The 26,356-nt window shown below is 71.4% G+C and carries 30 protein-coding genes; 14 read left to right on the top strand and 16 right to left on the bottom strand.

All coding sequences use genetic code 11. The features are described from left to right. Nucleotide 1: 1 nt before the first annotated feature. Nucleotides 2–868 (bottom strand): methionyl-tRNA formyltransferase, encoded by an 867-nt coding sequence (locus ACW9J6_RS27165; protein ID WP_457119465.1) that lies wholly within the window; start codon nucleotides 866–868, stop codon nucleotides 2–4. A gap of 103 nt (nucleotides 869–971) precedes the next feature. Between ACW9J6_RS27165 and ACW9J6_RS27160 the strand changes: the two genes are divergently transcribed. Together ACW9J6_RS27160 and ACW9J6_RS27155 are read left to right on the top strand one after the other, a co-directional pair. Next, on the top strand, nucleotides 972–1,730 hold the full coding sequence (locus ACW9J6_RS27160) for an SDR family NAD(P)-dependent oxidoreductase (protein WP_457119464.1): 759 nt from the start codon (nucleotides 972–974) through the stop codon (nucleotides 1,728–1,730). A 4-nt stretch (nucleotides 1,731–1,734) separates the two neighbouring features. Further along, nucleotides 1,735–3,336 carry a cryptochrome/photolyase family protein gene (locus tag ACW9J6_RS27155; RefSeq protein WP_457119463.1) on the top strand — a complete coding sequence of 534 codons (1,602 nt, stop codon included), beginning with the start codon at nucleotides 1,735–1,737 and terminating at the stop codon, nucleotides 3,334–3,336. Here ACW9J6_RS27155 and bcsS read toward each other — a convergent pair. Beyond that, complete coding sequence (gene bcsS, locus ACW9J6_RS27150; protein WP_457119462.1) at nucleotides 3,259–4,029, bottom strand: cellulose biosynthesis protein BcsS; 771 nt, start codon at nucleotides 4,027–4,029, stop codon at nucleotides 3,259–3,261. The two genes, ACW9J6_RS27155 and bcsS, sit on opposite strands and share 78 nt — an antisense overlap. A gap of 328 nt (nucleotides 4,030–4,357) precedes the next feature. On the opposite strand from bcsS, the gene ACW9J6_RS27145 reads away from it, so the two are divergent. Then, the gene (locus ACW9J6_RS27145; protein ID WP_457119461.1) at nucleotides 4,358–4,627 is read left to right on the top strand and encodes an usg protein; all 270 of its coding nucleotides are present in this window, start codon (nucleotides 4,358–4,360) and stop codon (nucleotides 4,625–4,627) included. 275 nt (nucleotides 4,628–4,902) lie between these two features. Next, nucleotides 4,903–5,514 (top strand): exopolysaccharide biosynthesis protein, encoded by a 612-nt coding sequence (locus tag ACW9J6_RS27140; RefSeq protein WP_457119460.1) that lies wholly within the window; start codon nucleotides 4,903–4,905, stop codon nucleotides 5,512–5,514. A gap of 269 nt (nucleotides 5,515–5,783) precedes the next feature. Here the strand turns inward: ACW9J6_RS27140 and ACW9J6_RS27135 are convergent, their stop codons facing one another. The 12 genes from ACW9J6_RS27135 to ACW9J6_RS27080 form a co-directional block, all read right to left on the bottom strand. After that, nucleotides 5,784–6,395: a nucleotidyltransferase family protein gene (locus ACW9J6_RS27135; RefSeq protein ID WP_457119459.1), complete on the bottom strand. Its 612-nt coding sequence runs from the start codon at nucleotides 6,393–6,395 to the stop codon at nucleotides 5,784–5,786. Next, the gene (locus ACW9J6_RS27130; protein WP_457119458.1) at nucleotides 6,392–7,420 is read right to left on the bottom strand and encodes a molybdopterin-binding protein; all 1,029 of its coding nucleotides are present in this window, start codon (nucleotides 7,418–7,420) and stop codon (nucleotides 6,392–6,394) included. Before ACW9J6_RS27130 ends, ACW9J6_RS27135 begins: the two co-directional genes overlap by 4 nt. Nucleotides 7,421–7,427: 7 nt before the next feature. Further along, a complete protein-coding gene (locus ACW9J6_RS27125) occupies nucleotides 7,428–8,114 on the bottom strand; it encodes an XdhC family protein (protein ID WP_457119457.1) in 687 nt (228 codons plus the stop codon). 9 nt (nucleotides 8,115–8,123) lie between these two features. Further along, nucleotides 8,124–8,447, bottom strand: coding sequence for an XdhC family protein (locus ACW9J6_RS27120; protein WP_457119456.1), 324 nt, complete (start codon nucleotides 8,445–8,447; stop codon nucleotides 8,124–8,126). 50 nt (nucleotides 8,448–8,497) lie between these two features. Next, a complete protein-coding gene (locus ACW9J6_RS27115; RefSeq protein WP_457119455.1) occupies nucleotides 8,498–9,685 on the bottom strand; it encodes a vWA domain-containing protein in 1,188 nt (395 codons plus the stop codon). Beyond that, the gene (locus ACW9J6_RS27110; protein WP_457119454.1) at nucleotides 9,682–10,587 is read right to left on the bottom strand and encodes an AAA family ATPase; all 906 of its coding nucleotides are present in this window, start codon (nucleotides 10,585–10,587) and stop codon (nucleotides 9,682–9,684) included. The genes ACW9J6_RS27115 and ACW9J6_RS27110 overlap by 4 nt, the downstream gene beginning before the upstream one ends. Beyond that, entirely contained in the window at nucleotides 10,584–10,712 is a 129-nt protein-coding gene (locus ACW9J6_RS27105; RefSeq protein ID WP_457119453.1) for a hypothetical protein, read from the bottom strand. Before ACW9J6_RS27105 ends, ACW9J6_RS27110 begins: the two co-directional genes overlap by 4 nt. A gap of 203 nt (nucleotides 10,713–10,915) precedes the next feature. After that, a complete protein-coding gene (locus ACW9J6_RS27100; protein WP_457119452.1) occupies nucleotides 10,916–11,716 on the bottom strand; it encodes an FAD binding domain-containing protein in 801 nt (266 codons plus the stop codon). 16 nt (nucleotides 11,717–11,732) lie between these two features. After that, nucleotides 11,733–14,102 (bottom strand): xanthine dehydrogenase family protein molybdopterin-binding subunit, encoded by a 2,370-nt coding sequence (locus tag ACW9J6_RS27095; RefSeq protein WP_457119451.1) that lies wholly within the window; start codon nucleotides 14,100–14,102, stop codon nucleotides 11,733–11,735. A gap of 79 nt (nucleotides 14,103–14,181) precedes the next feature. Then, a complete protein-coding gene (locus tag ACW9J6_RS27090; RefSeq protein WP_457119450.1) occupies nucleotides 14,182–14,679 on the bottom strand; it encodes a (2Fe-2S)-binding protein in 498 nt (165 codons plus the stop codon). A 424-nt stretch (nucleotides 14,680–15,103) separates the two neighbouring features. Next, on the bottom strand, nucleotides 15,104–15,421 hold the full coding sequence (locus ACW9J6_RS27085; RefSeq protein ID WP_457119449.1) for a ribbon-helix-helix domain-containing protein: 318 nt from the start codon (nucleotides 15,419–15,421) through the stop codon (nucleotides 15,104–15,106). A 51-nt stretch (nucleotides 15,422–15,472) separates the two neighbouring features. Next, the gene (locus ACW9J6_RS27080) at nucleotides 15,473–15,937 is read right to left on the bottom strand and encodes a CoxG family protein (RefSeq protein ID WP_457119448.1); all 465 of its coding nucleotides are present in this window, start codon (nucleotides 15,935–15,937) and stop codon (nucleotides 15,473–15,475) included. A 211-nt stretch (nucleotides 15,938–16,148) separates the two neighbouring features. On the opposite strand from ACW9J6_RS27080, the gene ACW9J6_RS27075 reads away from it, so the two are divergent. The 9 genes from ACW9J6_RS27075 (at nucleotide 16,149) to rpe (ending at nucleotide 23,618) form a co-directional block, all read left to right on the top strand. Next, the gene (locus ACW9J6_RS27075; RefSeq protein WP_457119447.1) at nucleotides 16,149–17,069 is read left to right on the top strand and encodes a branched-chain amino acid ABC transporter permease; all 921 of its coding nucleotides are present in this window, start codon (nucleotides 16,149–16,151) and stop codon (nucleotides 17,067–17,069) included. Next, nucleotides 17,069–18,490, top strand: coding sequence for a high-affinity branched-chain amino acid ABC transporter permease LivM (livM, locus tag ACW9J6_RS27070; RefSeq protein ID WP_457119446.1), 1,422 nt, complete (start codon nucleotides 17,069–17,071; stop codon nucleotides 18,488–18,490). Before ACW9J6_RS27075 ends, livM begins: the two co-directional genes overlap by 1 nt. Further along, nucleotides 18,490–19,347, top strand: coding sequence for an ABC transporter ATP-binding protein (locus tag ACW9J6_RS27065; protein WP_457119445.1), 858 nt, complete (start codon nucleotides 18,490–18,492; stop codon nucleotides 19,345–19,347). Before livM ends, ACW9J6_RS27065 begins: the two co-directional genes overlap by 1 nt. Then, nucleotides 19,344–19,958, top strand: a complete 615-nt coding sequence (locus tag ACW9J6_RS27060) for a LysE family translocator (RefSeq protein WP_457119444.1) — start codon at nucleotides 19,344–19,346, stop codon at nucleotides 19,956–19,958. The genes ACW9J6_RS27065 and ACW9J6_RS27060 overlap by 4 nt, the downstream gene beginning before the upstream one ends. Further along, nucleotides 19,955–20,734 (top strand): ABC transporter ATP-binding protein, encoded by a 780-nt coding sequence (locus tag ACW9J6_RS27055; RefSeq protein WP_457119443.1) that lies wholly within the window; start codon nucleotides 19,955–19,957, stop codon nucleotides 20,732–20,734. The genes ACW9J6_RS27060 and ACW9J6_RS27055 overlap by 4 nt, the downstream gene beginning before the upstream one ends. After that, nucleotides 20,734–21,090 (top strand): DUF6867 family protein, encoded by a 357-nt coding sequence (locus ACW9J6_RS27050; protein ID WP_457119442.1) that lies wholly within the window; start codon nucleotides 20,734–20,736, stop codon nucleotides 21,088–21,090. Before ACW9J6_RS27055 ends, ACW9J6_RS27050 begins: the two co-directional genes overlap by 1 nt. A 97-nt stretch (nucleotides 21,091–21,187) precedes the next feature. Further along, on the top strand, nucleotides 21,188–22,315 hold the full coding sequence (locus ACW9J6_RS27045) for an ABC transporter substrate-binding protein (RefSeq protein WP_457119441.1): 1,128 nt from the start codon (nucleotides 21,188–21,190) through the stop codon (nucleotides 22,313–22,315). A gap of 259 nt (nucleotides 22,316–22,574) precedes the next feature. Continuing rightward, complete coding sequence (gene infA / locus ACW9J6_RS27040) at nucleotides 22,575–22,850, top strand: translation initiation factor IF-1 (RefSeq protein WP_457119440.1); 276 nt, start codon at nucleotides 22,575–22,577, stop codon at nucleotides 22,848–22,850. An 84-nt stretch (nucleotides 22,851–22,934) separates the two neighbouring features. Then, nucleotides 22,935–23,618 carry a ribulose-phosphate 3-epimerase gene (gene rpe / locus ACW9J6_RS27035; protein WP_457119439.1) on the top strand — a complete coding sequence of 228 codons (684 nt, stop codon included), beginning with the start codon at nucleotides 22,935–22,937 and terminating at the stop codon, nucleotides 23,616–23,618. 10 nt (nucleotides 23,619–23,628) lie between these two features. Here rpe and ACW9J6_RS27030 read toward each other — a convergent pair whose 3' ends face one another. Beyond that, complete coding sequence (locus tag ACW9J6_RS27030; protein ID WP_457119438.1) at nucleotides 23,629–24,123, bottom strand: Lrp/AsnC family transcriptional regulator; 495 nt, start codon at nucleotides 24,121–24,123, stop codon at nucleotides 23,629–23,631. A gap of 129 nt (nucleotides 24,124–24,252) precedes the next feature. Here ACW9J6_RS27030 and ACW9J6_RS27025 point away from each other — a divergent pair, with 129 nt between their 5' ends. Beyond that, nucleotides 24,253–24,864: a LysE family translocator gene (locus ACW9J6_RS27025; protein WP_457119437.1), complete on the top strand. Its 612-nt coding sequence runs from the start codon at nucleotides 24,253–24,255 to the stop codon at nucleotides 24,862–24,864. Nucleotides 24,865–24,867: 3 nt separating this feature from the next. On the opposite strand, the gene ACW9J6_RS27020 is transcribed toward ACW9J6_RS27025, so the two are convergent. After that, nucleotides 24,868–26,031, bottom strand: a complete 1,164-nt coding sequence (locus ACW9J6_RS27020) for a pyridoxal phosphate-dependent aminotransferase (RefSeq protein ID WP_457119436.1) — start codon at nucleotides 26,029–26,031, stop codon at nucleotides 24,868–24,870. Nucleotides 26,032–26,356: the final 325 nt, after the last annotated feature.

Raw genomic sequence — 26,356 nt, 5'->3', positions numbered from 1 at the left:
CTCAGCGCCCCGTCTGGCCGGCCTCGGCGAGCGGGAGCGAACTCCAGCGGGTGACCTGCACGAAGCCGTCCCGGGCCGCGACCAGCACGTGGCGGCGGTGGCGGTGGACGATGGCGCCCGGCGTGAAGCGGTGGGGCTCGGTCCAGCCGTCGGCCGCGGCGACGAAGACGCGGGCGTCGTTGAGCCGCGCCACGGTCTCGATCGCCCCGAACGCCCGGACCTTGCGCAGGACCGCCTCGACCGGCTGGCGGAAGTCGAGCGTGCGGTCCGCATCCGTCACCCGCGGCCAGTAGGAGCCGTCGCCCTGCGGCTCGGGCGAGCGCCAGCGCGCCGGCAAATCGCGGGCGATCGGCCCGGCCGCCAGCCGCATCGCGGCCATCTGGCAGCGGGCGAGCAGGGTCTCGTGGGTCTCGGCGGCGGCGAGCGGGAAGAGCTCCTGCGCCAGGATGTCGCCGGTGTCGAAGCCCTCCTCGGCGAGCACGTGCGCGGTCACGCCCCAGGTCTCGTAGGCATCGAGGATGGCCTTGAACAGCGGGTAGGGCCCGCGCCCGGTCGGCAGCGGCGAGGGATGGAAGTTCAGGGCGTAGCGCACCCGCCCCGGCCATCCGGTGATCAGCCAGGGATAGCCCGCCACGACGAGCGTCCAGTCGCGGCCGTGCTCGGCGGTGAGCGCGTCGAGATCGGCGGCCCGCAGGCGCGAGAGCTGGATCGGCACCCGGTGGCGCCGGGCGAGCGCCACGACGCTGTCGTTGAAGTCGTAGATCCCGTCGCAGGGGCGGGTGAACAGCTTGATCGGCTGCCAGCCGACGCCCGCCAGGGCCTCGAAGACGCCGCCGAGAAAGTCGATCCCCGCGAAGGCGAACTTCATCCCCTCAACCCCCCGGATCTTCGCCGGCCTGCGGCAGTTCGGCCGGGCTGACCGCCCGGCCACTTGCCATACCTAGCGCCTGTCGACGGTGATGGGGAGCGAGATGACGGACGGGCCGGGGAGCGATGCGTCGCGGGTGATGATCTACGGCGGCACGGGCGGGATCGGGCGCGCCACCGCCCGGGCGCTCCGGGCGCGAGGCATCCCGCTCCACCTGGTCGCCCGCGACGCCGGGCGCCTGGAGGCGGCAGCGGCCGAACTCGGCAGCACCACGGTCACGGCCGGGGACGTCACCGACCCGGACACGGCCCGCCGCGCCGCCGCGGAGGCCGGGGCGGCGCTGGCCGGCCTCGTCTACGCGGTCGGCACCATCACGCTGCGGCCGGTCGGCCGCCTCACGCCGGCGGAGATCGAGACGGATTTCCGCATCAACGCGCTCGGCGCCTTCCTGGCCGTGCAGGCCGCCGCCCCGGCGCTGAAGGCCGGGGCCGGAGCGGGGACCAGCGGGGTGGTGCTGTTCTCGACCGTGGCGGTGGCGCAGGGCTTCGCCGCCCACGCCTCCGTCGCCATGGCGAAGGGCGCCGTGCAGGGCCTCGCCCTGGCGCTGGCGGCGGAGCTGGCGCCGAGCATTCGCGTGAACGTGATCGCCCCCTCCCTCACCCGCACGCCCCTGGCCCGGGCGCTCACCGCCACCGAGACCGTGGCGAACGGCATCGCGGCGATGCACGCGATCCCGCGCCTCGGCACGCCGGAGGATCCGGGCGCGCTCGCCACCTTCCTGGTCTCGCCCGAGGCGGGCTGGATCACCGGCCAGGTGATCGGCGTCGACGGCGGGCGGTCGACGGTCCGGACGAAGGGCTGAGGCGATGCGGGCGCTTCGCCTCATCCTCGGCGACCAGCTCCACCCGCGGCTCGCCACCCTGACCGACCTCGATCGCGAGCGCGACGTCGTGCTGATGGTGGAGGTCGCCGAGGAGACGACCTACGTCCGCCACCACAAGCAGAAGATCGCCCTCGTCCTCTCGGCCATGCGCCACTTCGCGGCCGAATTGCGGGAGCGCGGCGTCGCGGTCGACTACGTGGCGCTGGAGGAGGAGGGCAATACCGGCTCCTTCACGGGCGAACTCGCCCGGGCGGTGGCCCGCCATCGGCCCGACCGGGTGGTCGTCACGGAGCCCGGCGAGTGGCGGGTGATGGAGGCGATGCGGGGCTGGTCCGACGCGCTCGGCCTCCCCGTCGAGATCCGGTCCGACACCCGCTTCCTGTGCCCCCGCGCGGCCTTCGCGGCCTGGGCGGAGGGGCGGGCGACGCTGCGCATGGAGACCTTCTACCGCGGAATGCGCCGCCGCACCGGTTTCCTGATGCGGGACGGCGAGCCCGTGGGCGGGCGCTGGAACTTCGACCAGGAGAACCGCCGCAAGCTCCCCGCCGATCACCGCCCGCCCGACCGCCTGCGCTTTCCGCCCGACCCGCTCACCCGGGAGGTGATGGCGCTGGTGGCGCGCCGCTTCCCCGACCATTTCGGCGACCTCGACGCCTTCGGCTGGCCGGTGACCCGGACGGAGGCGCTCGCGGCGCTCCGCCACTTCCTCGACGCGTGCCTCGGCGCCTTCGGCGACTACCAGGACGCGATGCGGGCGGAGGCGCCCTTCCTCTACCATTCCCTGCTGGCGCCGGCGCTCAACCTCGGCCTCCTCGACGCGGAGGAGGTCTGCCGGGCGGCGGAGCAGGCCTACGCGGACGGGCGCGCGCCGCTCAACGCCGTCGAGGGCTTCATCCGCCAGATCCTCGGCTGGCGGGAATACGTCCGCGGCCTCTACTGGGCGCGGATGCCCGATTACGCGCAGACGAACGCCCTCGGGGCGACCCGAGACCTGCCCTGGTTCTACTGGTCGGGCGAGACGCCGATGCGCTGCCTCGCCGACAGCGTGGCGTCGACGCGGGCCCACGCCCACGCCCACCACATCCAGCGCCTGATGGTGCTCGGCAATTTCGCGCTGCTGGCGGGCGTGCGGCCCGTGGCGCTGGAGGAGTGGTTCCTCGTCGTCTACGCGGATGCCTACGAGTGGGTCGAACTGCCGAACGTCCACGGCATGGCGCTCTTCGCCGATGGCGGCCTGCTCGGCTCCAAGCCCTACGCTGCCTCCGGCGCCTATATCGACCGGATGTCCGATTACTGCCGCGGCTGCGCCTACGACGTCCGGCGCAAGGCCGGCGCGAAGGCCTGCCCGTTCAATTACCTCTACTGGAACTTCCTGATCACCCATGAGGCGCGGCTGCGCGACAACCCGCGCCTCGCCATGCCCTACCGGACGCTGGACCGGATGGCGGCCTCGCGGCGCCGGGAGATCGCGGCGGATGCCGCCCTCTTCCTCGACGGACTCTCCGGCTCAGAGGGGGAGCCAGGCGCAGGCCGAGAGGTAGAGGCCCGGACGCCGGACCTGTTCCTCGTAGAGCCAACCCGCTGAGACGCGCGCTCTCAGCCCTTCGAGGGTCGACCAGGGAACCGGCACATCCGTGAGGTGGACGCCCAGCGACCATTTCCGGTAGCCGGTGCGATCCGCGTAGAGGGCGGCCTCGGGCCCGAGATAACCCGTTAGCGCCCGCCACCCCCAGGAGATCCGCCCCCAGCCGTCGCCGCGGGCCGTGCCGGTGATCCCCGTCACGGTGAGGAGCGTCGCGTCGCTCGGACGGGCCCACACCTCCGCGTGCAGGCGCAGCCCGAATCGCAGGACCGGCCGCACCGGGACGCTGGTGTCGAGCGTGTCGAGAGAGACTTCCGGGCCCGCGAACAGCGCGACGACGCCCCAGCTCCGGGCCCATTGCCAGCCGCCGAGGGCGTGGGCGAGCGTCGTGGTGCCCGGCACGCGCGGCACCCGCCCGTTCGCCACCGCCTCGCGGTCGCTCCAGTCCCGCTCCGTGTGCAGCCCCGAACCGAGGCCGCCCATCGCGACGAAGCCGTCGCCCGTCAGGCCGCCCGGTGCGAATTTGCCGCCGGCGTTGAGGAAGCCGGAGCGGCCCGCCTCAAGGCTGCCGAACAGGACGGCCCGGACCTCCTCCTGTCCGCCATCGGTCTGCATGGCCTCCGCACACGGCACGCCGATCCCGCCGCAGGCCGCGGCGAGCGCCAGGGTCGAGCAGGGGCGAGTCGGCGCAAACAAGGGCCGTCCCGAGATCGCGGATGCGGGAGCGTGGAAAAGTGTTTTCCATATGCCCCAGGGTCAAGCCCCCGATCGGAATGATCAGGGGATGGCTCGGCGCGCATGGTCGGCGGCCGCAGCCTCTTGCTTTCCTGGCCCCTTCTGGGTCATGACCACGACGGCGCGCGCGAGGCTTGCTAGCACTCATGAAGAGTTGCTGCCAAAGCCTTGTTTTTGAACGCGAATGCCGAATTTTGGTCTTGAGCTTAACGGTGGATTCACCGCATCATCCGACCGTTAGTCGGCAAGCAGCGCGGCCGCGTCCCGCTCGGCCGAGAGAGGAGGTCCGATGGTGTCGAAGGAGTTCCTGCGTCAGCTCGAAGGCTATGGCTTGACCACCGCCCAGATCCTCTACCGCCTTCCCGATCACCCGGTCGTCCTCCAGACCTATGTCTGGCAGGATTACGACCTCGCCCCGAAATTCCCGGTGCTCCACGACTTCCTGGATTTCTGGAAGCGGGAGCTGGAGGGGCCGCTCCACTCGGTGCGTGTGGCGCATTCGCAACTCATCAAGCCGGCGGAGTTCCGGACGGTGAACGGAGTGCTCACCCTGCACTGACGGTGGCATCCTGCCTCACGAAAGCCCGTTTGCTCGTCTGAAGACGGTCCCGATGGGCCCCTTCGGGGGCGCGAGGATGGTTGCGGATGATGAGCAGGCGCGCGGGCGGGGCGGCGGCACGGGCCGAACCCGTTGAGCTCCTCGAGCCCGACGAGCTTCCGGAGACCGACGCGGAGCGCGGTTCTCCGCCCGCCCGCCGCACGGGCGGGTTGGCCGACGCAGTGGAACAGGGTAGAGCGGGCGCCGCGACCGAGGTAGCGGACGGCTTGCCCCCATTGACCAAACCGACGCGCACCTCCGACGTCCTCACGGTTCTGGCCGCGCAGGAGACCGACCGGCTGACGGTCGGCGACATCATCTCGGTCCTGCGCGACAAGGCCTTCGCGCTGCTCGTGGTGCTGCTCGGCCTGCCGAACTGCCTGCCGATGCCGCCGCCCATCCCGCTGATCTGCGGGCTGCTGCTGGCGCTCGTTGCCGCGCAGATCGCCGCCGGCATGTCGGCCCCCTGGCTCCCGCGCTCGCTCCTCGGCCGCTCGATCGCGCGCTCCGACCTGAAGCGGGCCGTCGACCGCGCGGTGCCGCTGCTGCGGCGGCTGGAGCGGTGGTCGCGCCCGCGCATGCGCCTGTTCGAGAACGAGATCGGCATGCGGGCGATGGGCCTGCTGCTGCTGACGCTCGCCCTGGTGCTGATCGTCGCCGCCCCGATCGTCGGGCAGATCCCCCTCGGTCTCGCCGTGTCCCTGGTCGGTCTCGGCTTGGTGGAGCGCGACGGGATCGTGGTCTTCGCGGGCCTCGGCGTGGGCGCGCTCGGCGTGCTCCTGAATCTCGGCTTCGTCTACGCGGTGTTCAGCGCCGTGGTCGGGCTGTTCAGCCTCGGGGTGGTGTAGAGGCGGGCGGCTGCTGGATCGTCGTCCTGGGCGATCCTGATTCTCTTCTTCCCCTTTTCCGGGCGCATGAAGCGTCAGCGGAATGCGCCCCGGAAACCAGTACAAGACTCCGCGAAGCGTCCGACTTGAAGCTACGGTGCTGGCGTACGGAGCCGCTTGGCGGCGAGTCCTCGCGCTGGTTCCCGGATCTCCTTCCGCTATCGCCGCAGTCGTCCGGGAAAGGGGCGGTCGGATCAGCGGCGGGGACGACCATCCAATAGTCGAGTCGGTTAACGGTCCAAGGCATCATGGACCGTCGGCACGAGGCCGCCCAAAGCCTCCGGCGTATCGACGTCGAGCAGGATCCCCGCCTCCTCCACCGGCCAGTCGCGCAGGTCCGTCCGCCCGGCCAAGAGCGGCCCGGCCCCGCGATCGCCCGACAAGCCCGCGAGCGCATCGCCGAGAATCCGCCGGTTGAGCAGCACGGGATTGCCCCGCCGGCCGCCATGGACCGGGACCACCGCCGCATCGCCCTCCCGGAACGCTCCCGCGAGCCCACGCAGCAGCCCAGCCGGCACGCGCGGCATGTCACCGAGGAGGATGATCGCCCCCACGATCTCGTCCGGCAGGGCGGCAAGTCCCGCCTTGAGCGAGGTGGACAGGCCCTCGGCGTAGTTCGGGTTCGGCACGCGCCGCAGGGCGAGACCGTCGAGGGCGGCCTCCACCGCCGCGCCCGCATGGCCGAGCACCGCGACGACCGGTCCGATCCCGGACTCCAGGGCCGCTTCGGCGGCATGGCGCACCAGCGGCTTGCCGTCGAGAGGAGCGAGGAGCTTGGGCGCGGCGCCGAACCGTGTGCCGCGGCCGGCCGCGAGGAGGACGAGGCCGACCGGCAGGGTCACGCCTCGCCCTCCGGCTCGGCTGGTTCGCCGCCCTCCCGCGGCTGCGGCCGCGAGACGATCTCCATCAGGAGCCCGCCGACGCCCATCCGGACGAGGTCGCGCCGCGCCACCGGGATCCCGGCGAGCAGCCGGTGGAGCACCCAGTCGAAGCCGTTCTCCTTCGGCGAGCGGGCGCAGCCCGGGGCGCCGATCACCGGCACGGAATCCAGGTCGCCGAGGAGGAGCAGGTTGCCCGGATCGACCGGCATGCCGAGGTGGCCGATGCTCCCCCCCGCCGCTTCGAGCCCGGCCGGGATCACGTCGCGGCGGTCGGCGATGGCGGAGGCGCCGAACACCACCGCGAGCTCGGCCCCCGCCGCGAGGGCCTCCCGGAGTGCGTCGGCGACGGCATCCGCCCGGTGCGGAACCGACGCCTCGAACACGATCCCGGCGCCCGCCGGGGCGAGGCGGTCCGCCAGGACCCGCAGCGTCTTCTCGACGACGCTCGGCTTGAGGCCCGGCAGCAGGGTCGAGATCGCCGCGACCCGCTTCAGGCGGTACGGCGCCACGGTCACGGCCGGGCGGATGACGGCCTCCCGCGCCTCGCGGAGCACCGCGCCCGGTACCGCGTAGGGGATGATCTTGACCGTCCCCACCATCTCGCCCGGCACCACCGGCTTGAAGGGGGAGAGCGTGGCGAGCGTGACCGCCTCGTCGACCGCGTTCACGGCCGCGATCACGTCCGTGTCGAGAACGAGCACGCCGGCCGCGCGCGCGTGCAGGTTCGCCCGCCCGGTGAAGGCCGGGGCGATCTCGACCCCCTCCCCCGCCGCCGCCTCGGCGATGATCCGGGCCGCCTCGTCCTCGCCCACGTCGCCCCGCTCCAGGGCCACCGCGACGATCTCGGTGAGACCGGCCTCTTCCAGGCGCCGGGCCTCCTCGGCTCCGATGCGGCTGCCTTTCCGCAGGACCACGCCCCCCGCCCGCACCGCGTGGGCCGAGATCAGGCCGACCGACTCCGCGACCGGGACGGGACCGAACCGCATCGGCGCCTCACGGCTCCGCGCGGCGCAGGGCCGCGATCACCTGGGCCAGCACCGCCACGGCGATCTCGGCCGGGCTCACCGCTCCGATGTCGAGGCCGATCGGCGCGCGCAGGCGGGCGATCTGCGCCTCGGAGAGGCCGGCCTCGGTCAGCCGCTCGACCCGCCGCGCGTGGGTCTTCCGGGAGCCGAGGGCCCCCACGTAGAAGCAGCCGGCCGCGAGCGCGGCGATCAGGGCGGGATCGTCGATCTTGGGGTCGTGGGTCAGGGCCGCCACCGCCGTGTAGGCGTCGAGCGCGGGCAGGCGCGCCAGGGCCTCGTCGGGCCACAGCGCCAGCAGGGGCACGTCCGGGAAGCGCTCGGGCGTCGCGAAGGCGGTGCGGGGATCGATGACGGTGACGTCGAGATCGGTGAGCGCCGCCATCGGCGCCAGCGCCTGGCTGATATGAACGGCCCCGATGATGACGAGCCGCGGCGGCGGCACCTGCACGGTGAGGAAGACCGCGCCGCCCTCCGCCTCGACGAGGCCGCTCTTGCCCGAGCGGAGGCGCGGCAGCAACTCGGCCGCCAGCGGGTCCGCGGCGGCCTCGGCCTCGCGCACGAGGCGCTGCGCGGAGCCGTCGAGGGCCGTCACCAGGATGGCGGCCCGGCGGGCGGCCCGCTCGGCGTTGAGGGCCTGGAGGAGGTCGAGCCGCATGGGGCGCCCCTAGGCCACGCGCTCGACGAGCACCCGGATCCGCCCGCCGCAGGACAGGCCGACCCGCCACGCGGTCTCGTCGGCGACGCCGAATTCCAGGACGCGGGGCTTGCCGTCCTCGATCACCTCGACCGCCTCGGTGATGACCGCGCCCTCGACGCAGCCGCCCGAGACCGAGCCGAGGAAGTTGCCCTCCTCGTCGATGGCGAGGTGGCTGCCCACCGGGCGGGGGGCCGAGCCCCAGGTCTCGATCACGGTGGCGAGCGCCACGCCGCGCCCGGCCTCGCGCCACTCCTGGGCGGCCGAGAGGATGTCGGTGTCGGTGGAGAGCATGGGGGATCTCCGGCGCCTCGTCACGGGCGCGCCTCCGGACAAGGTAGGGATCAGCCGGCCCGGCGCAACCAAGCCCGCGGGTCCTCGGCGCGGATCGGCCCTGCGCCGAGCGCGCGGCAGAGATCCTCCATGGCCGCGAGGCTGTGGATCGGCCGGAAGTCGTGGACGTGGGGCAGCATCGCGCGGATGCCGCTCGCCCGCGCCTCGAAGCGGTCGAAGCGCAGGAGCGGGTTCAGCCAGACGAGCCTCCGGCAGGAGCGCTTGAGCCGGTCCATCTCGAAGGTGAGTTCGGGCGTCACCTCGCGCTCCAGACCGTCCGTGAACAGCAGCACCACCGCGCCGCCGCCGAGCACCCGGCGCGACCAGTGCCGATTGAAAGCGTGCAGCGCCTCGGCGATGCGGGTGCCGCCCTCCCAGTCGCGGGCGCGGGCGCTGGCGCGGGCGAGCGCCTCGTCCGGGTCGCGGCGGGCGAGTTCGCGGGTGATGTTGGTGAGCCGCGTCGCGAAGACGAAGCTGTGCACCCGCCGCTTCTCGCTCAGCGCGTGCAGGAAGTGCAGGAAGAGCCGGGAATACTCCGCCATCGAGCCCGAGATGTCGGCGAGCGCCACGATCGGCGGCGGGCGCTCGCGGGGCGCCCGGAAGGCGAGGTCGATGCCCCCGTAGGCGCGGATCGTGCGCCGGAAGCTGCGGCGCGGGTCGATCCGCCCGTGGGCGGTCGGGGCGAAGCGCCGGGTGCGGGTGGCATCGTCGGGCAGCGCGAGGCCGGCGATGAGGCGGCGGGCCTCGGCCACCTCGGCGGCCGACATCTGGGCGAAGTCCTTGGCCTTCAGCACCTCGCGCTCGGAGACCGTCAGCGCGGCGCGAACCTGCGTCTCCTCCTCCTTCGGCCGGGGCTTGGGTGCGGCGTCGGGGGTCAGCGCCTCGCGCACCCGCAGGGCGCCGGCCTTCGGCGGCTCCTTGCCCCGGGCCGGCGCCACCGGCGACATCTGGGCAATCAGCTTCTCGATCAGGTCGCGGCGGCGCCAGAACAGCCGGAACGCCTCGGCGAACAGCACCGAGTGCTCGTGCTTGCGCACCAGCACCGCGTGGAGGGTCCAGTAGAGATCGTCTCGGCTGCCGAGCCCGGCCGCCCGCACGGCCTCGACGGCGTCGATGACCTCGCCCGGGCCCACCGGCAGCCCGGCCTTGCGCAGGGCGCGGGCGAAGTAGGCGATGTTGTCCGGCAGGCGGCCCGTCATCGCGCCGCCGACCGCACCTCGTCGAGGAGCGCCTTGGCGCGCCCCGCCTGCATCGCCTGGATGTCGTCCTGGTACTTCAGCAGGACGCCGAGCGTGTTGGAGACGAGGGCCGGATCGAGGGCGACGGCGTCGAGTTCGACGAGGGCGGTGGCCCAGTCGAGGGTCTCGGCGACGCCCGGTGCCTTGAACAGGTCCTCCTTGCGGATCGCCTGCACGAAGGCGACGACCGCTCGGGCCAGCGCCTCCGGGGCGCCCGGCACGCGGCGGTGCAGGATGGCGAGTTCCCGCGCGGCGTCCGGGTAGTCGACCCAGTGGTAGAGGCAGCGGCGCTTGAGCGCGTCGTGGATCTCGCGGGTGCGGTTCGAGGTCAGCACCACGATGGGCGGCTCGGGCGCCCGCACGGTGCCGAGTTCGGGGATGGTGACCTGGAAGTCGGACAGCACCTCCAGCAGGAAGGCCTCGAAGGCTTCGTCGGTGCGGTCGAGTTCATCGATGAGCAGGACCGGGGCGCCGCCCTCGGCGGGCTCCAGGGCGCGCAGGAGCGGGCGCCGGATCAGGTAGCGCTCGGAGAAGAGGTCGGCTTCGAGCCGCTCGCGGTCGACCCCGCCGCCTGCCTCCGCGAGGCGGATCGCCATCATCTGCCCGGCGTAGTTCCACTCGTAGACCGCGGACGCGACGTCGAGCCCCTCGTAGCATTGCAGGCGGATCAGCGGCCGGCCGAGGCTCGCCGCCAGCACCTTGGCGATCTCGGTCTTGCCGACCCCGGCCTCCCCTTCGAGGAAGAGCGGGCGCTTGAGGCGCAGCGACAGGAAGGCGACGGTGGCGAGCGCCCGGTCAGCCACGTAGCCGCCGGAGGCGAGGAGGGAGAGGGTCGCGTCGATCGAGTCAGGTGTGCCGCTCATGCCTTGCCCGCTTCCGGTTCAGAACCCGGTACGTAGCGCGCCACGACGATGCTGTCCGCCCGCTCGCGCATGGCGTGCGCGTCGCACCACGCCTGCATCTGGAGCAGGGTGTGCGTGTAGGCCACCGGACGCGCCCCCTCCCGGTCGAGGCCGGCACAATCGACTCGCTGCTCTTCTCAAGCCTTACTCACCCTTTTCCGGACGACTGAAGCGTCAGCGGAAGGAGATCCGGAAAAGGGGGGAAGCCGATCGGCTTCCCCTCATACCGCAGTCCCGACCCCTCTCCCGAACGGGACAGGGGATCCCGCCGCAGCGGGTTCGACAAACCCTACCGGTCCGCCGCCGCCTGCACCGCCCGGCGCGTCATCACGCCGATCAGGTGCGCCCGGTACTCCGCGTCGGCGTGGAGATCGCTGATCAGGTCCTCGGCGGGGGCGGCGAGGCCGTCCAGGGACTTCGCCGCGAAGCGCTTGGCCAGCGCCTCCTCGGCCTCCGGCCAGCGGAAGACGCCGTTCGAGCCCGCCCCCGTCACGGCGACCCGGATGTCGCTCGGGCGCTTGGCCACGAAGACGCCGACGAGCGCGTAGCGGGAGGCCGGGTTGCGGAACTTCTGGTAGGCGGCCTTGTGCGGGATCGGGAAGGAGACCCCGGTGACGATCTCCCCCTCCTCGAGCGCGGTCTCGAACAGGCCGCGGAAATACTCCTCCGCCGCGATCCGCCGCCGGCTCGTGAGGATCGTCGCCCCCAGGGCCAGGCAGGCGGCCGGGTAGTCGGCGGAGGGGTCGTTGTTGGCGACCGAGCCGCCGATCGTGCCGCGGTGACGCACCGCCGGGTCGCCGATCAGCGCGGCGAGTTCCGACAGGGCGGGGATCGCCTCCTTCACCTCGGCGGAATCCGCCACGGCGCCGTGGGTGGTCATGGCGCCGATCGTCACCGCGCGGGGCGTGCGCTCGATCCCGACGAGGTCCGGGATCGCGGCGAGGTCGATGAGCAGGCCGGGCGAAGCGAGGCGCTGCTTCATGGTCGGGATCAGCGTGTGACCGCCCGCCACGATCTTGGCGTCCTCCTTGGACAGCAGGGTGGCGGCCTCCTTGAGGCTCGCCGGGCGGTGGTAGTCGAAGGCGTACATGGCGGGGGCTCCCGGTTCACTCGGCGGCGATCGGCTCGGGCCGGCGGGCCGCTTGCGCCGCGCGCCAGACCGCGAGCGGGGTCGCCGGCATGGCGATGTTCTCGTGCCCGAGGGCGTCGGTGAGGGCGTTCATCACGGCGGCCGGCGCCGCGATGGCCCCGGCCTCGCCGCAGCCCTTGATGCCGAGGGGGTTCGACGGGCAGGGGGTGACGGTCATGCCCACCGCGAAGGAGGGCAGGTCCTCGGCCCGGGGCATGCGGTAATCCATGAAGCTCGCCGTGACGAGCTGGCCGTCCGCGTCGTAGACCGCGCCCTCGAACAGCGCCTGGCCGACGCCCTGGGCGATGCCGCCATGGACCTGCCCCTCGACGATCATCGGGTTGATGACGTTGCCGAAATCGTCGACGGCGGTGAAACGCTCGATCGTCACCGTCCCGGTGTCGGGATCGACCTCGAGCTCGCAGATGTGCATCCCGGCCGGGAAGGTGAAGTTGGTGGGATCGTAGAACGCCCCCTCCTTCAGGCCGGGCTCCAGGTCGGCGCCCGTGAACTTGTGGGCGATGTAGGCCTGGAGCGCCACCTCGCCGAAGGCAAGCGAGCGGTCGGTGCCCGAGACGGTGAAGCGCCCGTCCTTGAACTCGATGTCGCCCTCGCCCGCCTCCAGCGCGTAGGCGGCGACCTTGCGGCCCTTGGCGATCACCTTGTCGAGGGCTTTGGCGATGGCCGACATGCCGACCGCGCCCGAGCGCGAGCCGTAGGTGCCCATGCCGAACTGCACCTTGTCGGTGTCGCCATGCACGATCGTCACGCTCTCGATCGGCACGCCGAGCCGGTCGGACACGAGCTGCGCGAAGGTGGTCTCGTGGCCCTGGCCGTGGCTGTGCGAGCCGGTCAGCACTTCGATCGAGCCGGTCGGGTTCACCCGCACCTCGGCCGATTCCCACAATCCCACGCCCGCCCCGAGGGCGCCCACCGCCTGCGACGGGGCGATGCCGCAGGCCTCGATGTAGGACGAGAAGCCGATGCCGCGCAGCTTGCCGCGGCGCGCGCTCTCCCGGCGGCGGCGCGGGAAGTGCTGGTAATCGGCGGCCTCCAGGGCCTTGTCGAGGGAGGCGACGTAGTCCCCGACATCGTAGTTCATGATGACGGGCGTCTGGTGGGGGAAGCTCTTGATGTAGTTGCGGCGGCGGAAGCGGGCCGGGTCCTGCCCGATCTCGCGGGCCGCCACCTCGACCATGCGCTCGATCACGAAGGTCGCCTCGGGCCGCCCGGCGCCCCGGTAGGCGTCGACGGGCGCGGTATTGGTGTAGACCCCGTCCACCTCGCAGTAGATCGCCGGGATGTTGTACTGGCCCGACAGGAGCGGCGCGTACAGGTAGGTCGGCACCGAGGAGGCGAAGGTCGACAGGTAGGCGCCGAGATTCGCCACCGTGTGGACGCGCAGGGCCAGGATGCGGCCATTGTCGTCGAGGGCCATCTCGGCGTGGGTGACGTGGTCGCGCCCATGCGCGTCGGCGAGGAAGGCCTCGGTGCGGTCGCTCGTCCACTTCACCGGCCGGCCGACCTTCTTGGCGGCCCAGACGCAGACCGTCTCCTCGGCGTAGATGAAGATCTTGGAGCCGAAGCCGCCGCCCACGTCGGGGGCCACCACCCGCAGCTTGTTCTCCGGCGCGATGCCGATGAAGGCCGAGAGGACGAGGCGGGCGACGTGCGGGTTCTGGCTCGTCGTGTAGAGGGTGAAGGCCTCCTCGGCCTCGTCGTACTCGCCGATCGCCGCGCGCGGCTCGATCGGATTCGGGACGAGGCGGTTGTTGACGATGTCGAGCGTGGTCACGTGCTTCGCCTGGGCGAAAGCGGCGTCCGTCCGCTCCTTGTCGCCCAGATGCCAGTTGAACACGACGTTGTCGGGGGCGACCTCGTGCACGGTCACGCCCGCCCCTTGCGCCTTACCGGTCTCGACCACGGCCGGCAGGATCCCGTAATCGACCGTGATCGCCTCGGCGGCGTCGCGGGCCTGGGCCAGGGTCTCGGCCACCACCACGGCGACGTGGTCGCCCACGTACCGCACCTTGCCCTGCGCCAGCGCCGGGTGCGGCCCGGCCTTCATCGGGCTGCCGTCCTTGGAGTGGATCATCCAGCCGCAGATCAGGCCGCCGACCTTGTCGGCCGCCAGATCCTCGCCGGTGAACACCCCGAGGACGCCCGGCATCGCCCGGGCCGCCGCGGCGTCGATGCCGCGAATCTCGGCATGGGCGTGCGGCGAGCGCAGGAAATAGGCATGGGCCTGGCCGGGCCGATTGAAGTCGTCGACGTAGCGGCCCTTGCCGGTGATGAAGCGCTGATCTTCCTTGCGGCGCACGGGGGCGCCGATGCCGGTCGCGGTCATGTTCCTCTCCCCAGCCTTGGTGTCGTCCGTTCCTCGGGGCTCCCCTCGCCTCTTCCGGGCCGGTGGAGCGGCGCGGCCGCTACTCGGCCGCCTGCTGCAGGGGCGGCTCGCCGCCCATGGCGGCGGCGCCCGCCGCGATCGCCTTCACGATGTTGTGGTAGCCGGTGCAGCGGCAGAGATTGCCTTCGAGCTCGTGCCGGATCGTGGCCTCGTCGAGGGCGTGGCCCTTGCGGCGCACGAGGTCGACGGCGGTCATGATCATCCCGGGCGTGCAGTAGCCGCATTGCAGGCCGTGATGCTCGCGGAAGGCCGCCTGCATCGGGTGGAGGGCGCCCGAATCGGCCAGGCCCTCGATGGTGGTGACCTGCCGCCCGTCCGCCTGGACGGCGAGCAGCGTGCAGGCCTTCACCGCCTGCCCGTCGAGATGCACCACGCAGGCGCCGCACTGGCTGGTGTCGCAGCCGACATGGGTGCCGGTGAGGCGCAGGGTCTCCCGAAGGAACTGGACGAGCAGCGTGCGCGGCTCGATGGCGGCGGTCACGGCCTTGCCGTTCACCGTCAGGCTGACGGAGCTCATGCTGATTTCCTCCTCTGGGCCGCGCCCGCCGGACCCTGTTCCGGGTCCTTCGCACGGGACCTCCGGGCCGGCCACCCGCGAATTCAGAATCGTTCGAAAACGAGTGTCAACCGGCCGCGGCGGCCGGTCAAGGAGGGCGTTGGGAGACTTTCGGGTGCCAAAAGGGGCGGTTTGGGGGTGTGCGGTGCGGCAGCCCTCACACTCATGGAAAGCTGCCACGGTCCAAGATGTCTCGTTCGAACGGCGCACCGCAGGATCCCCTCTCCCGTGCGGGAGAGGGGTAGGGGTGAGGGTCCCGGACCATGCCGCAATCGGGCTGAACGATGGTGCTGGCAGCGGGATGGTTCAGGGCACTTGCGGAACCACCTGGACCCTCATCCCTACCCTTCTCCCGCACGGGAGAAGGGATCCCGCGGCATTCTCGTTAGACAGGCGACATCGGAGAGTTTCGATCGGTACGCTTAGCCGGTCGCCGATCGTTCGACATGCCCCTCCCATTCGCGATGATGTCATCGAGATCGAAGGCGTGAACGCGCCCGGCCGCGATATCGGCCAGGCCCTGTTCGATATCGGCCCTCAGCGACTGTTCGGAATCGAGCCCACGGCTGCGGGTCGTCCAGTCATGAAGCGCGGCGCGCACGACCTCACCGGCCGACGCGTAGGCTCCGCTTCGGACCGCATCCTGCACCACCGCGGCCACGTCGGCCGGCAGCGTCACGACCAGATGCTCGATCTCGGCCATCACACCTCCGCTCGGGCGCGCCGCCCACCAAGAACATAGGCTGCGCGGCCCTCACGCCGAAGGCGTCCCGCCCTGCACCTCCTTGGCGAAGGTCTCGAAGAATCCGTCCGCGTATTTCTTCGCCACGCCGTTGATCAGGCGGCCGCCGAGCTGCGCGAGCTTGCCGCCGACGCTGGCATCGACGTCGTAGGTCATCCGGGTCTGGCCGCCCTCGACCGTCTCCAGGCGCACCGCGGCGCCGCCCTTGGCGAATCCCGCCACGCCCCCCTGGCCCTCGCCGGAGATCCGGTAGCCGTTCGGCGGGTCGATGTCGGTGAGCGTCACCTTGCCCTTGAACGTCGCCTTCACCGGGCCGACCGCGACCTTTGCGGAAGCCTGCAGCTCGTTGTCCCCAACCTTCTCCAGGCTCTCGCAGCCCGGGATGCAGCGCCGCAGCACCTCGGGATCGTTGAGCTTCTCCCAGACGGTCTGCTGGTCGGCGGGCAGCACGACCTCGCCGTTCATCGTCATCGCCATCGCGCGCTTCCCCCGAAACTCCGGTTGCTCCGGACGATAGCGAAGCGCGGCCGGCCAAGCCAGCCGCCTCCGACCCCCCCGATTGTGGAGTGGTGCGGCCCTTGCTAAGGCTTGCGCAGGGAGCTGTCCGTCACCCGAAAAACGGGGGCGGACCACAGGGGCAGGGCCGCAACGACAGGTTGCATGAGCCCGACAGGGAGAGTGCATCCGCATGGAGGTCTTCGCGCAACAGCTCATCAACGGGCTGACGCTCGGGTCGATCTACGGCCTCATCGCCATCGGCTACACGATGGTGTTCGGCATCATCGGCATGATCAACTTCGCCCACGGCGACGTGTTCATGCTCTCGGCCTTCATCGCGCTGATCGCCTTCATGATCCTGACCACCGTGCTCGGCATCGGCTCGGTCGTGGTGGCGCTGATCCTGGTGATGGTCATCGCCATGGCCCTCACCGCCCTGTGGGGCTGGTCAATCGAGCGGGTCGCCTACCGGCCCCTGCGGGGCTCCTTCCGCCTCGCGCCGCTGATCTCGGCGATCGGTGTCTCGATCTTCCTGTCGAACTTCGTGCAGGTGGTGCAGGGTGCCCGCAACAAGCCGACTCCGCCAATGCTGCGCGACGTGATCGTGCTGTGGACCGGCGAGAATGGTTACGCGGTCGCGCTCTCCTACAAGCAGATCATCATCATGCTGGTGACGGCGGTCTTGCTCGTCGGCTTCTGGTACCTCGTGCAGCACACGCCGCTCGGCCGCGCCCAGCGCGCCTGCGAGCAGGACCGCAAGATGGCGGCGCTGCTCGGCATCGACGTCGACCGCACCATCTCGCTCACCTTCGTGCTGGGCGCGGCGCTGGCCGCGGTCGCCGGCACCATGTACCTCCTCTACTACGGCGTCCTGTCCTTCTCGGACGGGTTCGTGCCCGGCGTGAAGGCCTTCACGGCGGCGGTGCTGGGCGGCATCGGCAGCCTGCCGGGGGCGGTTCTGGGCGGGCTCATCATCGGGCTCATCGAGACCTTCTGGTCGGCGTATTTCTCCATCGAGTACAAGGACGTGGCGGCTTTCTCGATCCTCGCCATCGTGCTTATCTTCATGCCCTCCGGCATCCTGGGCCGGCCCGAGGTCGAGAAGGTCTGATGAGCGCCCCCGCCAACGCCATCGCGGCCCCCGCTCCCGCCGCCCGCACGGGCGCCGACGTGGCGGCGATCGTCAAGGACGCCGCGCTCTTCGCCCTCGTGACCTTCGGCCTCTGCGTGCCGATCGTCGCCTACCGCACGGATCTCGGCGGCGAGAGCGGCGGCCTCTTCCTCAGGCCCCGCTGGGGCCTGGTGGCGATCCTCTGCGGCCTCGTCTTCGTCGGGCGCGTCGCGCAGCGGCTCGTTCTGGCCAACCGCGACGCCCGCCGGGCGCTAACCCCGGCGCCGCGCCAGGCCACCGAGGCCGTGGCGGCGACACCCAACGCCGGCCAGCGCCTCTCCGGGCTCGCGCTGCCGGTCTTCCTCGGCGCGACGCTCGCCTTCCCGCTGATCTGCGTGCTCGGCACCGGCGGCCTGACCGAGTCGCGCTACTGGATCGATCTCGGCATCCTGGTCCTCACCTACGTGATGCTGGGCTGGGGCCTGAACATCGTGGTGGGGCTCGCGGGCCTGCTCGACCTCGGCTACGTCGCCTTCTACGCGGTCGGCGCCTACACCTACGCGCTGCTCTCGACCACCTTCGACCTCTCCTTCTGGATCTGCCTGCCGCTGGCCGGGCTGTTCGCCGCCTGCTGGGGCATGCTGCTCGGCTTCCCGGTCCTGCGCCTGCGCGGCGACTACCTCGCCATCGTGACGCTCGCCTTCGGCGAGATTATCCGCCTCGTCCTGATCAACTGGTCGGACTTCTCGGGCGGTTCGGCCGGCATCTCGTCGATCCCGCGGGTGACCTTCTTCGGCCTCCCCTTCACCGCCGACGAGGACGGGTTCGCGGCCAAGCTCGGGCTCACCTTCAGCCCGATGCACCGGGTGATCTTCCTCTACTACCTGATCCTGGCGCTGGCGCTGATCACCAATGGCGTCACCCTGCGCATGCGCCGGCTGCCCCTCGGCCGAGCCTGGGAGGCGCTGCGCGAGGACGAGATCGCCTGCCGCTCGCTCGGCATCAACACCACCAACACCAAGCTCACCGCCTTCGCGCTCGGCGCGATGTTCGGGGGCTTCGCGGGCTCGTTCTTCGCGGTGCGCCAGGGCTTCGTCAGCCCGGAGAGCTTCAACTTCCTGGAGAGCGCGATCATCCTCGCCATCGTGGTGCTGGGCGGGATGGGCTCGCAGATCGGCGTCGCCATCGCGGCGCTGGCCATGGTCGGCGGGCCCGAATTGCTGCGCAACCTCGGCTTCCTCAAGGCGGTGTTCGGCGAGGGCTTCGACCCGAACGAGTACCGGCTGCTGCTGTTCGGACTCGCCATGGTGCTGATGATGATCTGGCGTCCGCGCGGCCTGATCTCGGAGCGCTCGCCCTCCATCGTGCTCAAGGAGCGAAAGGCCATCTCAGGCTCCCTCGTGAAGGAGGGACACGGCTGATGGCCTCCCTCGCCTCCCCCCGCCTCGCCGACCCGGTGCTCACCGTCGAGCACCTGACCATGCGATTCGGCGGCCTCGTCGCGGTCAACGACCTCTCCTTCGCGGTCGGGCGCGGCGACATCACCGGGCTGATCGGTCCGAACGGCGCCGGCAAGACCACGGTCTTCAACTGCATCACCGGGTTCTACAAGCCGACGGAGGGCATGATGACCCTTCGGCACCGGGACGGGTCGTCCTACCTGCTGGAGCGCCTGCCCGGCTTCGCGGTGAACCGGCGGGCGCGGGTCGCCCGCACCTTCCAGAACATCCGCCTCTTCACCGGCATGACGGTGCTGGAGAACCTGCTCGTTGCCCAGCACAACCGGCTGATGCACGCTTCCGGCTTCTCCATCGCGGGCCTGATCGGGCTGCCGGTCTACCGGACCGCGCAGGCAGCCGCGGTCGCCAAGGCCGTGGAGTGGCTGACCCGCATCAACCTGATCCACCGGGCGGACGACCCGGCGGGCGACCTGCCCTACGGCGACCAGCGCCGGCTCGAGATCGCGCGGGCCATGTGCACGGATCCGGTGCTGCTCTGCCTCGACGAGCCGGCCGCCGGCCTCAACCCGCGCGAATCCCTCGAACTCAACGACCTGCTGCGGGCGATCCGGGACGATTTCGACACGTCGGTGCTCCTCATCGAGCACGACATGTCGGTGGTGATGGAGATCTCCGACCACGTGGTGGTGCTCGATTACGGCACCAAGATCGCGGACGGCACGCCGGCCGAGGTGCAGAGCGACCAGAGCGTCATCGCCGCCTATCTGGGCGTCGAGGACGAGGAGGTGGAGAAGGTCGAGGCGGAGGTGGGCGTATGACGCTCGCGACCCTCGCGGCCTTCGCGGGCGCCTCCGCGATCCTGCTGGTGATCCCCGGTCCGACGATCCTGCTCGTCGTGTCCTACGCGCTCGGCGGCGGCCTGCGCGCCGCTTTTCCCGCCGCGATCGGAGTGGCGCTCGGCGACTTCACCGCCATGACGCTCTCGATGCTCGGGCTCGGCGCCTTGCTGGCGACCTCCGCGGCCCTGTTCACGGCGCTGAAATGGGCGGGCGCCGCCTACCTGGTCTGGCTCGGCGTGAAGCTGTGGCGGGCCGGCGGCAGCCTCGCAGCCCCGCCGCGGACGCGGGCGCCGGCCCTGCGCATGGCGGCCCATGCCTGGCTCGTCACGGCGCTCAACCCCAAGAGCCTGACCTTCTTCATCGCCTTCCTGCCCCAGTTCCTCGATCCGCGAGGGGACCTCTTGATCCAGATGGCCAGCTTCGAGGCCACCTTCGTGACGCTCGCCTTCCTCAACGCCCTCGGCTACGCGGTCCTCGCCGCCCGGGCGCGGGGGCTGTTCGGCCGGGCGGAGCGGGTGCGCCTGTTCAACCGCGTCGGTGGCAGCCTGCTGATCGGCGCCGGCATCGCCGCCACGAGGAGCGCTCCGTGACCGCCGGCCCCCTCCTGCGCGTGGACGACGTCTCCGGCCGCGCCGCCGCCACCCGTCCGCCGCTCCTCACAGTGCGCGGGGTGAAGACCTATTACGGCAACATCATCGCCCTGAAGGGCGTCGACCTCGACGTCAACGAGGGCGAGATCGTCACGCTGATCGGGGCGAACGGGGCGGGCAAGTCCACCCTGATGATGACGATCTTCGGCAGCCCGCGGGCGCGCGAGGGCACCATCACCTATGCGGGCCGGGACATCACCAAGATGCCCACGCACGAGATCGCCCGCCTCAACCTCGCGCAATCGCCCGAGGGGCGCAGGATCTTCCCGCGCATGACCGTTTACGAGAACCTGCAGATGGGGGCCGCCGTGAACGGCGGCGCGCATTTCGCGCAGGACCTGGAGCGGGTCTGCGGGCTGTTCCCGCGGCTCAAGGAGCGCCTGCACCAGCGCGGCGGCACCATGTCGGGGGGCGAGCAGCAGATGCTGGCCATCGCCCGCGCCCTGATGAGCCGGCCGCGGCTGCTGCTCCTCGACGAGCCCTCGCTCGGCCTCGCCCCGCTCATCGTCAAGCAGATCTTCTCCGTCATCAAGGAGCTGAACGAGCGCGACGGCATGACGGTGTTCCTGGTCGAGCAGAACGCCTATCACGCGCTCAAGCTCGCCCATCGCGGCTACGTCATGGTCACAGGCACCATCACGATGAGCGGGACCGGCCGCGACCTCCTCAACGACCCGTCCGTCAAGGCGGCCTATCTCGAAGGGGGGCGGCACTGATGCAGGGCATCCTCTACGAGGAGAACGCGGCGGTCTTCCTCCTCGTCACGGTGGTGATGGGCGGCTGGGCCGCCTGGATGCTCGCCCGCGGCATCGCGCTCGGCTGGCGGCCCTACTGGCAGGCGGTGCTGGGCCTGCTCCTGCTCGGGGCCGCGGTGCGCTTCATCCACTTCGCCCTGTTCGGGGGCACCCTGGTGACGCCCCAGTTCTACGCCATCGACACGCTCGTGCTGCTCGTCCTCGGCTCGGCCGGCTACCGCGCCACCCGCGCGCGGCAGATGACCACGCAGTATCGCTGGCTCTACGAGCGCACGGGTCCGCTGACCTGGCGCGAGCGGCCGCGCGCCGAGGCGTGAGGGCGTCACCAGTTCCACGGGTTCCGGGGGGAGCGTCCCCGGTACGATGGCCGAAGGGCCCAACACGCGGTCACGTCTGATCCAGAGGAGAGACACGATGAAACGCACGCTGTTGCCCGGCCTTGTCCTGGCGGCCGGCCTGACCTTCGCCGGCGCGGCGCAGGCGCAGATCAAGATCGGCGTCGTGGGCCCGCTGACCGGCGCCAACGCCGCCTTCGGCGCCCAGCTCAAGAACGGCGCCACGCAGGCGGTCGAGGACATCAACAAGGCCGGCGGCATCCTGGGCCAGAAGGTCGTGCTGGTGGAGGGTGACGACGCCTCGGATCCCAAGCAGGGCGTCTCCGTCGCCAACAAGTTCTCGGCCGAGGGTGTGAAGGCCGTGGTCGGCCACTTCAACTCCGGCGTCTCGATCCCGGCCTCCGAGGTCTACGCGGAATCCGGCATCGTCCAGATCACCCCGGCCTCGACCAACCCGAAGTTCACCGAGCGCAAGCTCTGGAACACGTTCCGCACCTGCGGCCGCGACGACCAGCAGGGCGCGGTGGCCGGCGCCTACCTCGCCAGCCACTTCAAGGGCAAGAACATCGCCTTCGTGCACGACAAGACCCCGTACGGCCGCGGCCTCGCCGACGAGACGCTCAAGGCCCTGAAGGCCAAGGGCGCCAAGGACGTGCTGTTCGAGGGCATCAACCCGGGCGAGAAGGACTACTCGGCCCTGGTCTCGAAGCTGAAGCAGGCCAAGACCGACGTGGTCTATTACGGCGGCCTGCACCCGGAGGCAGGCCTGATCGTGCGCCAGATGCACGACCAGGGCCTGAACGTGCCCCTGATGAGCGGCGACGGCATCACCGACAAGGAGTTCGCCCAGATCGCCGGTCCCGGCGCCGACGGCACCCTGATGACCTTCGCGCCCGACGCCCGCAAGAACCCCAACGCCAAGGACGCGGTCGCCGAGTTCAAGGCCAAGAACATCGACCCCGAGGCCTACACGCTGTACTCCTACGCCGCCGTGCAGATCCTCAAGGAGGCGATGGAGCAGGCCAAGTCGACCGACGGCAAGAAGGTCGCCGAGGTGATGCACGCCGGCAAGCCGTTCAAGACCGTGATCGGCGACATCTCCTACGACAAGAAGGGCGACATCACGCGTCCCGACTACGTGATGTACGTCTGGAAGAAGGCCGCCGACGGCCGCATCGACTACACCGGCAACGAGCTGACGCAGTAAGGCGTCGTCTCGACACGCCCTCGATCGGGGCCCGGCGTCCGAAAGGGCGCCGGGTTCTCCCGCGATGACGAACGGTGGACTTCGTCACCGGCACGGCTTGCGCGCCCTGCCGGGCGCCCTTACATGCACTCTCGCGTTCGACGGCCGCCAAGCCCCCGGGCCTCCCGCCGTGCTCCCTCAGCCTCGACCGCTCGCGCTGGATTCGACAGACAGGTATCCTGGGACGCCGCCCGCGACGGCACCTGGGCGGAGAGTGTGGATGGCGAAAGAAGAGTTGATGCAGTTCGAGGGTCTCGTTCTGGAGATCCTGCCGGACGCGCGCTACCGCGTGCAGCTCGACCAGGGTCACGAGATCGTGGCCTACACGGCCGGCAAGATGAAGAAGAACCGCATCAAGACTCTGGCCGGCGACCGCGTCACCGTCGAGATGTCGCCCTACGACCTGGAGAAGGGCCGCCTGGTGTTCCGCCACAAGGACGAGCGCTCCGGTCCCCGCCCGCCGATGCGCGGCGGCAGCCAGTTCCGCCGGCGCTGAGCCGTCCCACCTCCTCCACCGTCGCGGCCGGCCGGGCCGGGATCCTCCGATCCTGGCCTTTCGCCGTTGTGTGAGGCACATGCCATGACCCGTCCTCTCGTCATCGCCCCCTCGATCCTCTCGGCCGATTTCGCGCGGCTCGGCGAGGAGGTCCGCGACGTGGTCGCGGCCGGCGCGGACTGGATCCACGTCGACGTGATGGACGGCCACTTCGTGCCCAACATCACGATCGGCCCGGACGTGGTGAAGGCCCTGCGCCCGCACACCACCGCGCCGTTCGACGTCCACCTGATGATCGCCCCGGCCGATCCGTACCTCGACGCCTTCGCGAAGGCGGGGGCCGACACGATCACGGTCCATGCCGAGGCCGGGCCGCACATCCACCGCTCCCTCCAGACCATCCGGGCGCTCGGCAAGCGGGCCGGGATCGCGATCAACCCGGGCTCGCCGGCCGCGCTGGTGGAGCCCCTGCTCGACATGGCTGACCTCGTGCTGTGCATGACGGTCAATCCCGGCTTCGGCGGCCAGAGCTTCATCGGCTCGGTCTGCGAGACGGTGGCGCGCGTGCGCGCCATGATCGGCGGCCGGGCGATCGACATCGAGGTCGACGGCGGCGTCACGGCCGAGACCGCGCCCGCCGTGGTGCGGGCGGGCGCCAACGCGCTGGTGGCGGGCTCGGCCACCTTCCGGGGCGGGCGCGACGCCTACGCGGCCAACATCGCGGCGATCCGGCAGGCGGCGGAGGACGCGCGGGGGGCGTGGGTCTGATTGGCGGCGGTTACGCGCGGCCCGCCCCCGGCAGGTGGCCGAGGGGCAGCGGTCCCTCCGCTTTCACGGTCTGGATCGCGAAGTTGCTGCGCACGTCGCTGACGCCCGGCAGCCTGAGCAGCGTGTCGAGGAGCAGGCGCTCGTAGGCGGCCAAGTCCGGCACGACGACCTGGAGCAGGAAATCCGCCTGCCCCGAAACGAGGTGGCAGGAGACGATCGCCGGCACGGTCGCCACCGCCTCCCGGATCGCCGCCGTCGCCTCCTCGTGGTGACGCCCCACCCGCACCTCCACGAAAACCGTCAGCCCGAGCCCGATGCCCGCGCGGTCGAGCCGCGCGGCGTAACCCGCGATCACGCCGTCCCGCTCCAGGCGACGCAGCCGGCGCAGGCACGGGGACGGCGAGAGGCCGACCTCGTCGGCCAGTTGCACATTGGTCAGCCGGGCCTCCCGCTGCAGGGCCGCGAGGACGCGCCGGTCGATGGCGTCGAGCGTCGGTTGTGGCATGATTGCGCTGCCTGGGGCGGAGATGTGGCAGGATCTGCCAAGGAGTCCCGTCATCCTAGCGCAGAACGCACGGACCTGCCCCACCCTCGCGTCCTAATCTCCCGGCCATCACACCCGGGAGGTCGCGACATGACGGAACCGTGGATCTTCGTCGGGGCGCTCGCCGTCGCCTACCTGATGCCGGGGCCCGACATGGCGCTGGTGCTGCAGACCGGGATCGCGCAGGGCCGCGGACCGGCGATGGCGATCGCGATTGGTCTCGCCCTCGCCCGCGCCGCCCACGTGGCCCTGGCCGGGCTCGGCCTCGCGGCCCTGCTCGCGGCCTCGCCCGGCCTCTTCGCGGCGTTGCGGGTCGTCGGCGCCGCCTACCTCGTCTGGCTCGGCATCGGCGTGCTGCGCGCGGAGCCGGTCCCGTCCTCGGGCGACGCGCCGTCGCCCGTCTCGTGGTGGGGGGCGGTCCGGCGCGGCCTCCTCACCAACATCACCAATCCCAAGGCCCTGCTGTTCTGCTCGGTGCTGCTGCCGCATTTCGCGCGGCCGGAGCAGAGGGGTGGCGGCTTCCTCCTGCTGGGGACGATCCTGGTCGGCGTCGGGCTCGTCTTCGACGGGCTCTACGCCCTGGGCGGCGCCGCGCTCGGCCGCTGCCTGGGCCGCTCACCGGGATGGGAGCGCCTGCGGCGCGGCCTGTTCGGCGCCCTGCTGATCGGCTTCGGCCTGCGCCTCGCCCTCGCGAGCGCGTGAGGCTCAGCCCAGCCACCCCTTCAGCCGCCGCACCGCCTCGTGCGCCTCCTTCTCGCCCCCCGCGAAGGAGAAGCGCAGGTGGTGGTGGCCTTCGGCCGGATCGAAGTCGAGGCCGGGCGTCGCCGCGACGCCGGCCTCGTCGAGCATCCGGCGGCAGAAGGTGCTCGCATCATTGGTGAGCCGGGCCACGTCCGCGTAGAGGTAGAAGGCGCCGTCGGCCGGATGCACGTCGCCGAGGCCGAGCCCCGGCAATGCGTTGAGGAGCAGCGCGCGGGCCCGAGCGTAGTCGGCCTTGACCGCCTCCAGCTCCTCGGTCGCGTCGAAGGCGGCGAGCGCCGCCACCTGCGACAGGTAGGGCGCCGAGATGTAGAGGTTCTGCGCCAGCCGCTCGATCGGCCGCACCAGGGCCTCGGACACCACCATCCAGCCGATCCGCCAGCCGGTCATGCAGTAGTACTTCGAGAAGGAGTTGATGATCACCGCCTCCGGATCGCTCGCGAGCGCCGTGGCGGCCGGCACCCCGTAGGTGAGGCCGTGGTAGATCTCATCCGACACGAAGGCGAGGCCGAGCGCCCGGCAGGCGCGGCCGAGTTCGCCGAGCGCCACCGGGTCGATCATCGTTCCCGAGGGGTTCGCCGGGCTCATGGTCAGGAGGCCGGCGAGCGGGCGCTCGGCCTGGGCCGCCCGCAGCAGGGCGGCCGTGGGCACGAAGCCGTCCTCCGCCCGCAGGCGCAGCGGCACCGGTTCGAGGTCGAGGGCCTGCAGGATGCTGCGATAGGCCGGGTAGCCCGGCTCGGCGATGGCCACCCGTGCGCCCGCGTCGAACAGGGCCAGGAAGGCGAGCACGAACCCGGCCGAGGAGCCCGTGGTCACGACGATCCGCTCAGGGGGCACGGCGATCCCGTAGGCCTCGGCGTAGTGGCGGGCGATGCGCTCGCGCAAGGGGGCGATCCCGAGCGCCTCCGTGTAGGGGATCCGGCCCGTCGCCAGGGCGGCCTGCGCCGCCGCGATCGCGGAGCGGGGCGCGGGCGCGGCGGGCTGGCCCACCTCCATGTGCACGACGCTGTCCCCGCGCCGCTCCTTCACGGCGGCGGCGGCGAGCACGTCCATGGCGAGGAACGGGGCAACGCGCGCGGCACGGCGGGAGAGAAGCGGGTCGGTGGGCATGAGCGGTGTCCGGAGAGCGGTGAGGCCTCGACGGTCGCCCGTCCGACGCGGGATCCCCTCTCCCGTGCGGGAGAGGGGTAGGGGTGAGGGCCCCGAACCCTGCACCAAGCGTCCACCACGGTGGTGCTGGCAGCGGACCGGTTCAGGTGTCCTGCTGAACCACCTGGACCCTCACCCCTGCCCCTCTCCCGCACGGGAGAGGGGTTCCCGCGCCTGGACGGAGACGGCGTCGGCGGGGGCCGGTCGCCGCCAGCGCGATCGATGGGTCCGGCCAGTTAGGCCCTTTCCCCTCCCCTCCGCAACGCCCCCACAACCGTGATTTGCC

The organism is Methylobacterium sp. JK268, assembly GCF_054052225.1.
The sequence above is the reverse complement of the archived record's forward strand: the minus strand, read 5'-3'. Positions and strand labels throughout refer to the sequence as shown.

Coding starts and splice junctions, on each gene's coding strand:
- ACW9J6_RS27165 (WP_457119465.1), bottom strand. CDS start 868: ATGAAGTTCGCCTTCGCGGGGATCGACTTTCTCGGCGGCGTCTTCGAG.
- ACW9J6_RS27160 (WP_457119464.1), top strand. CDS start 972: ATGACGGACGGGCCGGGGAGCGATGCGTCGCGGGTGATGATCTACGGC.
- ACW9J6_RS27155 (WP_457119463.1), top strand. CDS start 1,735: ATGCGGGCGCTTCGCCTCATCCTCGGCGACCAGCTCCACCCGCGGCTC.
- ACW9J6_RS27145 (WP_457119461.1), top strand. CDS start 4,358: ATGGTGTCGAAGGAGTTCCTGCGTCAGCTCGAAGGCTATGGCTTGACC.
- ACW9J6_RS27130 (WP_457119458.1), bottom strand. CDS start 7,420: ATGCGGTTCGGTCCCGTCCCGGTCGCGGAGTCGGTCGGCCTGATCTCG.
- ACW9J6_RS27125 (WP_457119457.1), bottom strand. CDS start 8,114: ATGCGGCTCGACCTCCTCCAGGCCCTCAACGCCGAGCGGGCCGCCCGC.
- ACW9J6_RS27120 (WP_457119456.1), bottom strand. CDS start 8,447: ATGCTCTCCACCGACACCGACATCCTCTCGGCCGCCCAGGAGTGGCGC.
- ACW9J6_RS27115 (WP_457119455.1), bottom strand. CDS start 9,685: ATGACGGGCCGCCTGCCGGACAACATCGCCTACTTCGCCCGCGCCCTG.
- ACW9J6_RS27110 (WP_457119454.1), bottom strand. CDS start 10,587: ATGAGCGGCACACCTGACTCGATCGACGCGACCCTCTCCCTCCTCGCC.
- ACW9J6_RS27100 (WP_457119452.1), bottom strand. CDS start 11,716: ATGTACGCCTTCGACTACCACCGCCCGGCGAGCCTCAAGGAGGCCGCC.
- ACW9J6_RS27095 (WP_457119451.1), bottom strand. CDS start 14,102: ATGACCGCGACCGGCATCGGCGCCCCCGTGCGCCGCAAGGAAGATCAG.
- ACW9J6_RS27090 (WP_457119450.1), bottom strand. CDS start 14,679: ATGAGCTCCGTCAGCCTGACGGTGAACGGCAAGGCCGTGACCGCCGCC.
- ACW9J6_RS27085 (WP_457119449.1), bottom strand. CDS start 15,421: ATGGCCGAGATCGAGCATCTGGTCGTGACGCTGCCGGCCGACGTGGCC.
- ACW9J6_RS27080 (WP_457119448.1), bottom strand. CDS start 15,937: ATGGCGATGACGATGAACGGCGAGGTCGTGCTGCCCGCCGACCAGCAG.
- ACW9J6_RS27075 (WP_457119447.1), top strand. CDS start 16,149: ATGGAGGTCTTCGCGCAACAGCTCATCAACGGGCTGACGCTCGGGTCG.
- livM (WP_457119446.1), top strand. CDS start 17,069: ATGAGCGCCCCCGCCAACGCCATCGCGGCCCCCGCTCCCGCCGCCCGC.
- ACW9J6_RS27065 (WP_457119445.1), top strand. CDS start 18,490: ATGGCCTCCCTCGCCTCCCCCCGCCTCGCCGACCCGGTGCTCACCGTC.
- ACW9J6_RS27060 (WP_457119444.1), top strand. CDS start 19,344: ATGACGCTCGCGACCCTCGCGGCCTTCGCGGGCGCCTCCGCGATCCTG.
- ACW9J6_RS27050 (WP_457119442.1), top strand. CDS start 20,734: ATGCAGGGCATCCTCTACGAGGAGAACGCGGCGGTCTTCCTCCTCGTC.
- ACW9J6_RS27045 (WP_457119441.1), top strand. CDS start 21,188: ATGAAACGCACGCTGTTGCCCGGCCTTGTCCTGGCGGCCGGCCTGACC.
- infA (WP_457119440.1), top strand. CDS start 22,575: ATGGCGAAAGAAGAGTTGATGCAGTTCGAGGGTCTCGTTCTGGAGATC.
- rpe (WP_457119439.1), top strand. CDS start 22,935: ATGACCCGTCCTCTCGTCATCGCCCCCTCGATCCTCTCGGCCGATTTC.
- ACW9J6_RS27030 (WP_457119438.1), bottom strand. CDS start 24,123: ATGCCACAACCGACGCTCGACGCCATCGACCGGCGCGTCCTCGCGGCC.
- ACW9J6_RS27025 (WP_457119437.1), top strand. CDS start 24,253: ATGACGGAACCGTGGATCTTCGTCGGGGCGCTCGCCGTCGCCTACCTG.
- ACW9J6_RS27020 (WP_457119436.1), bottom strand. CDS start 26,031: ATGCCCACCGACCCGCTTCTCTCCCGCCGTGCCGCGCGCGTTGCCCCG.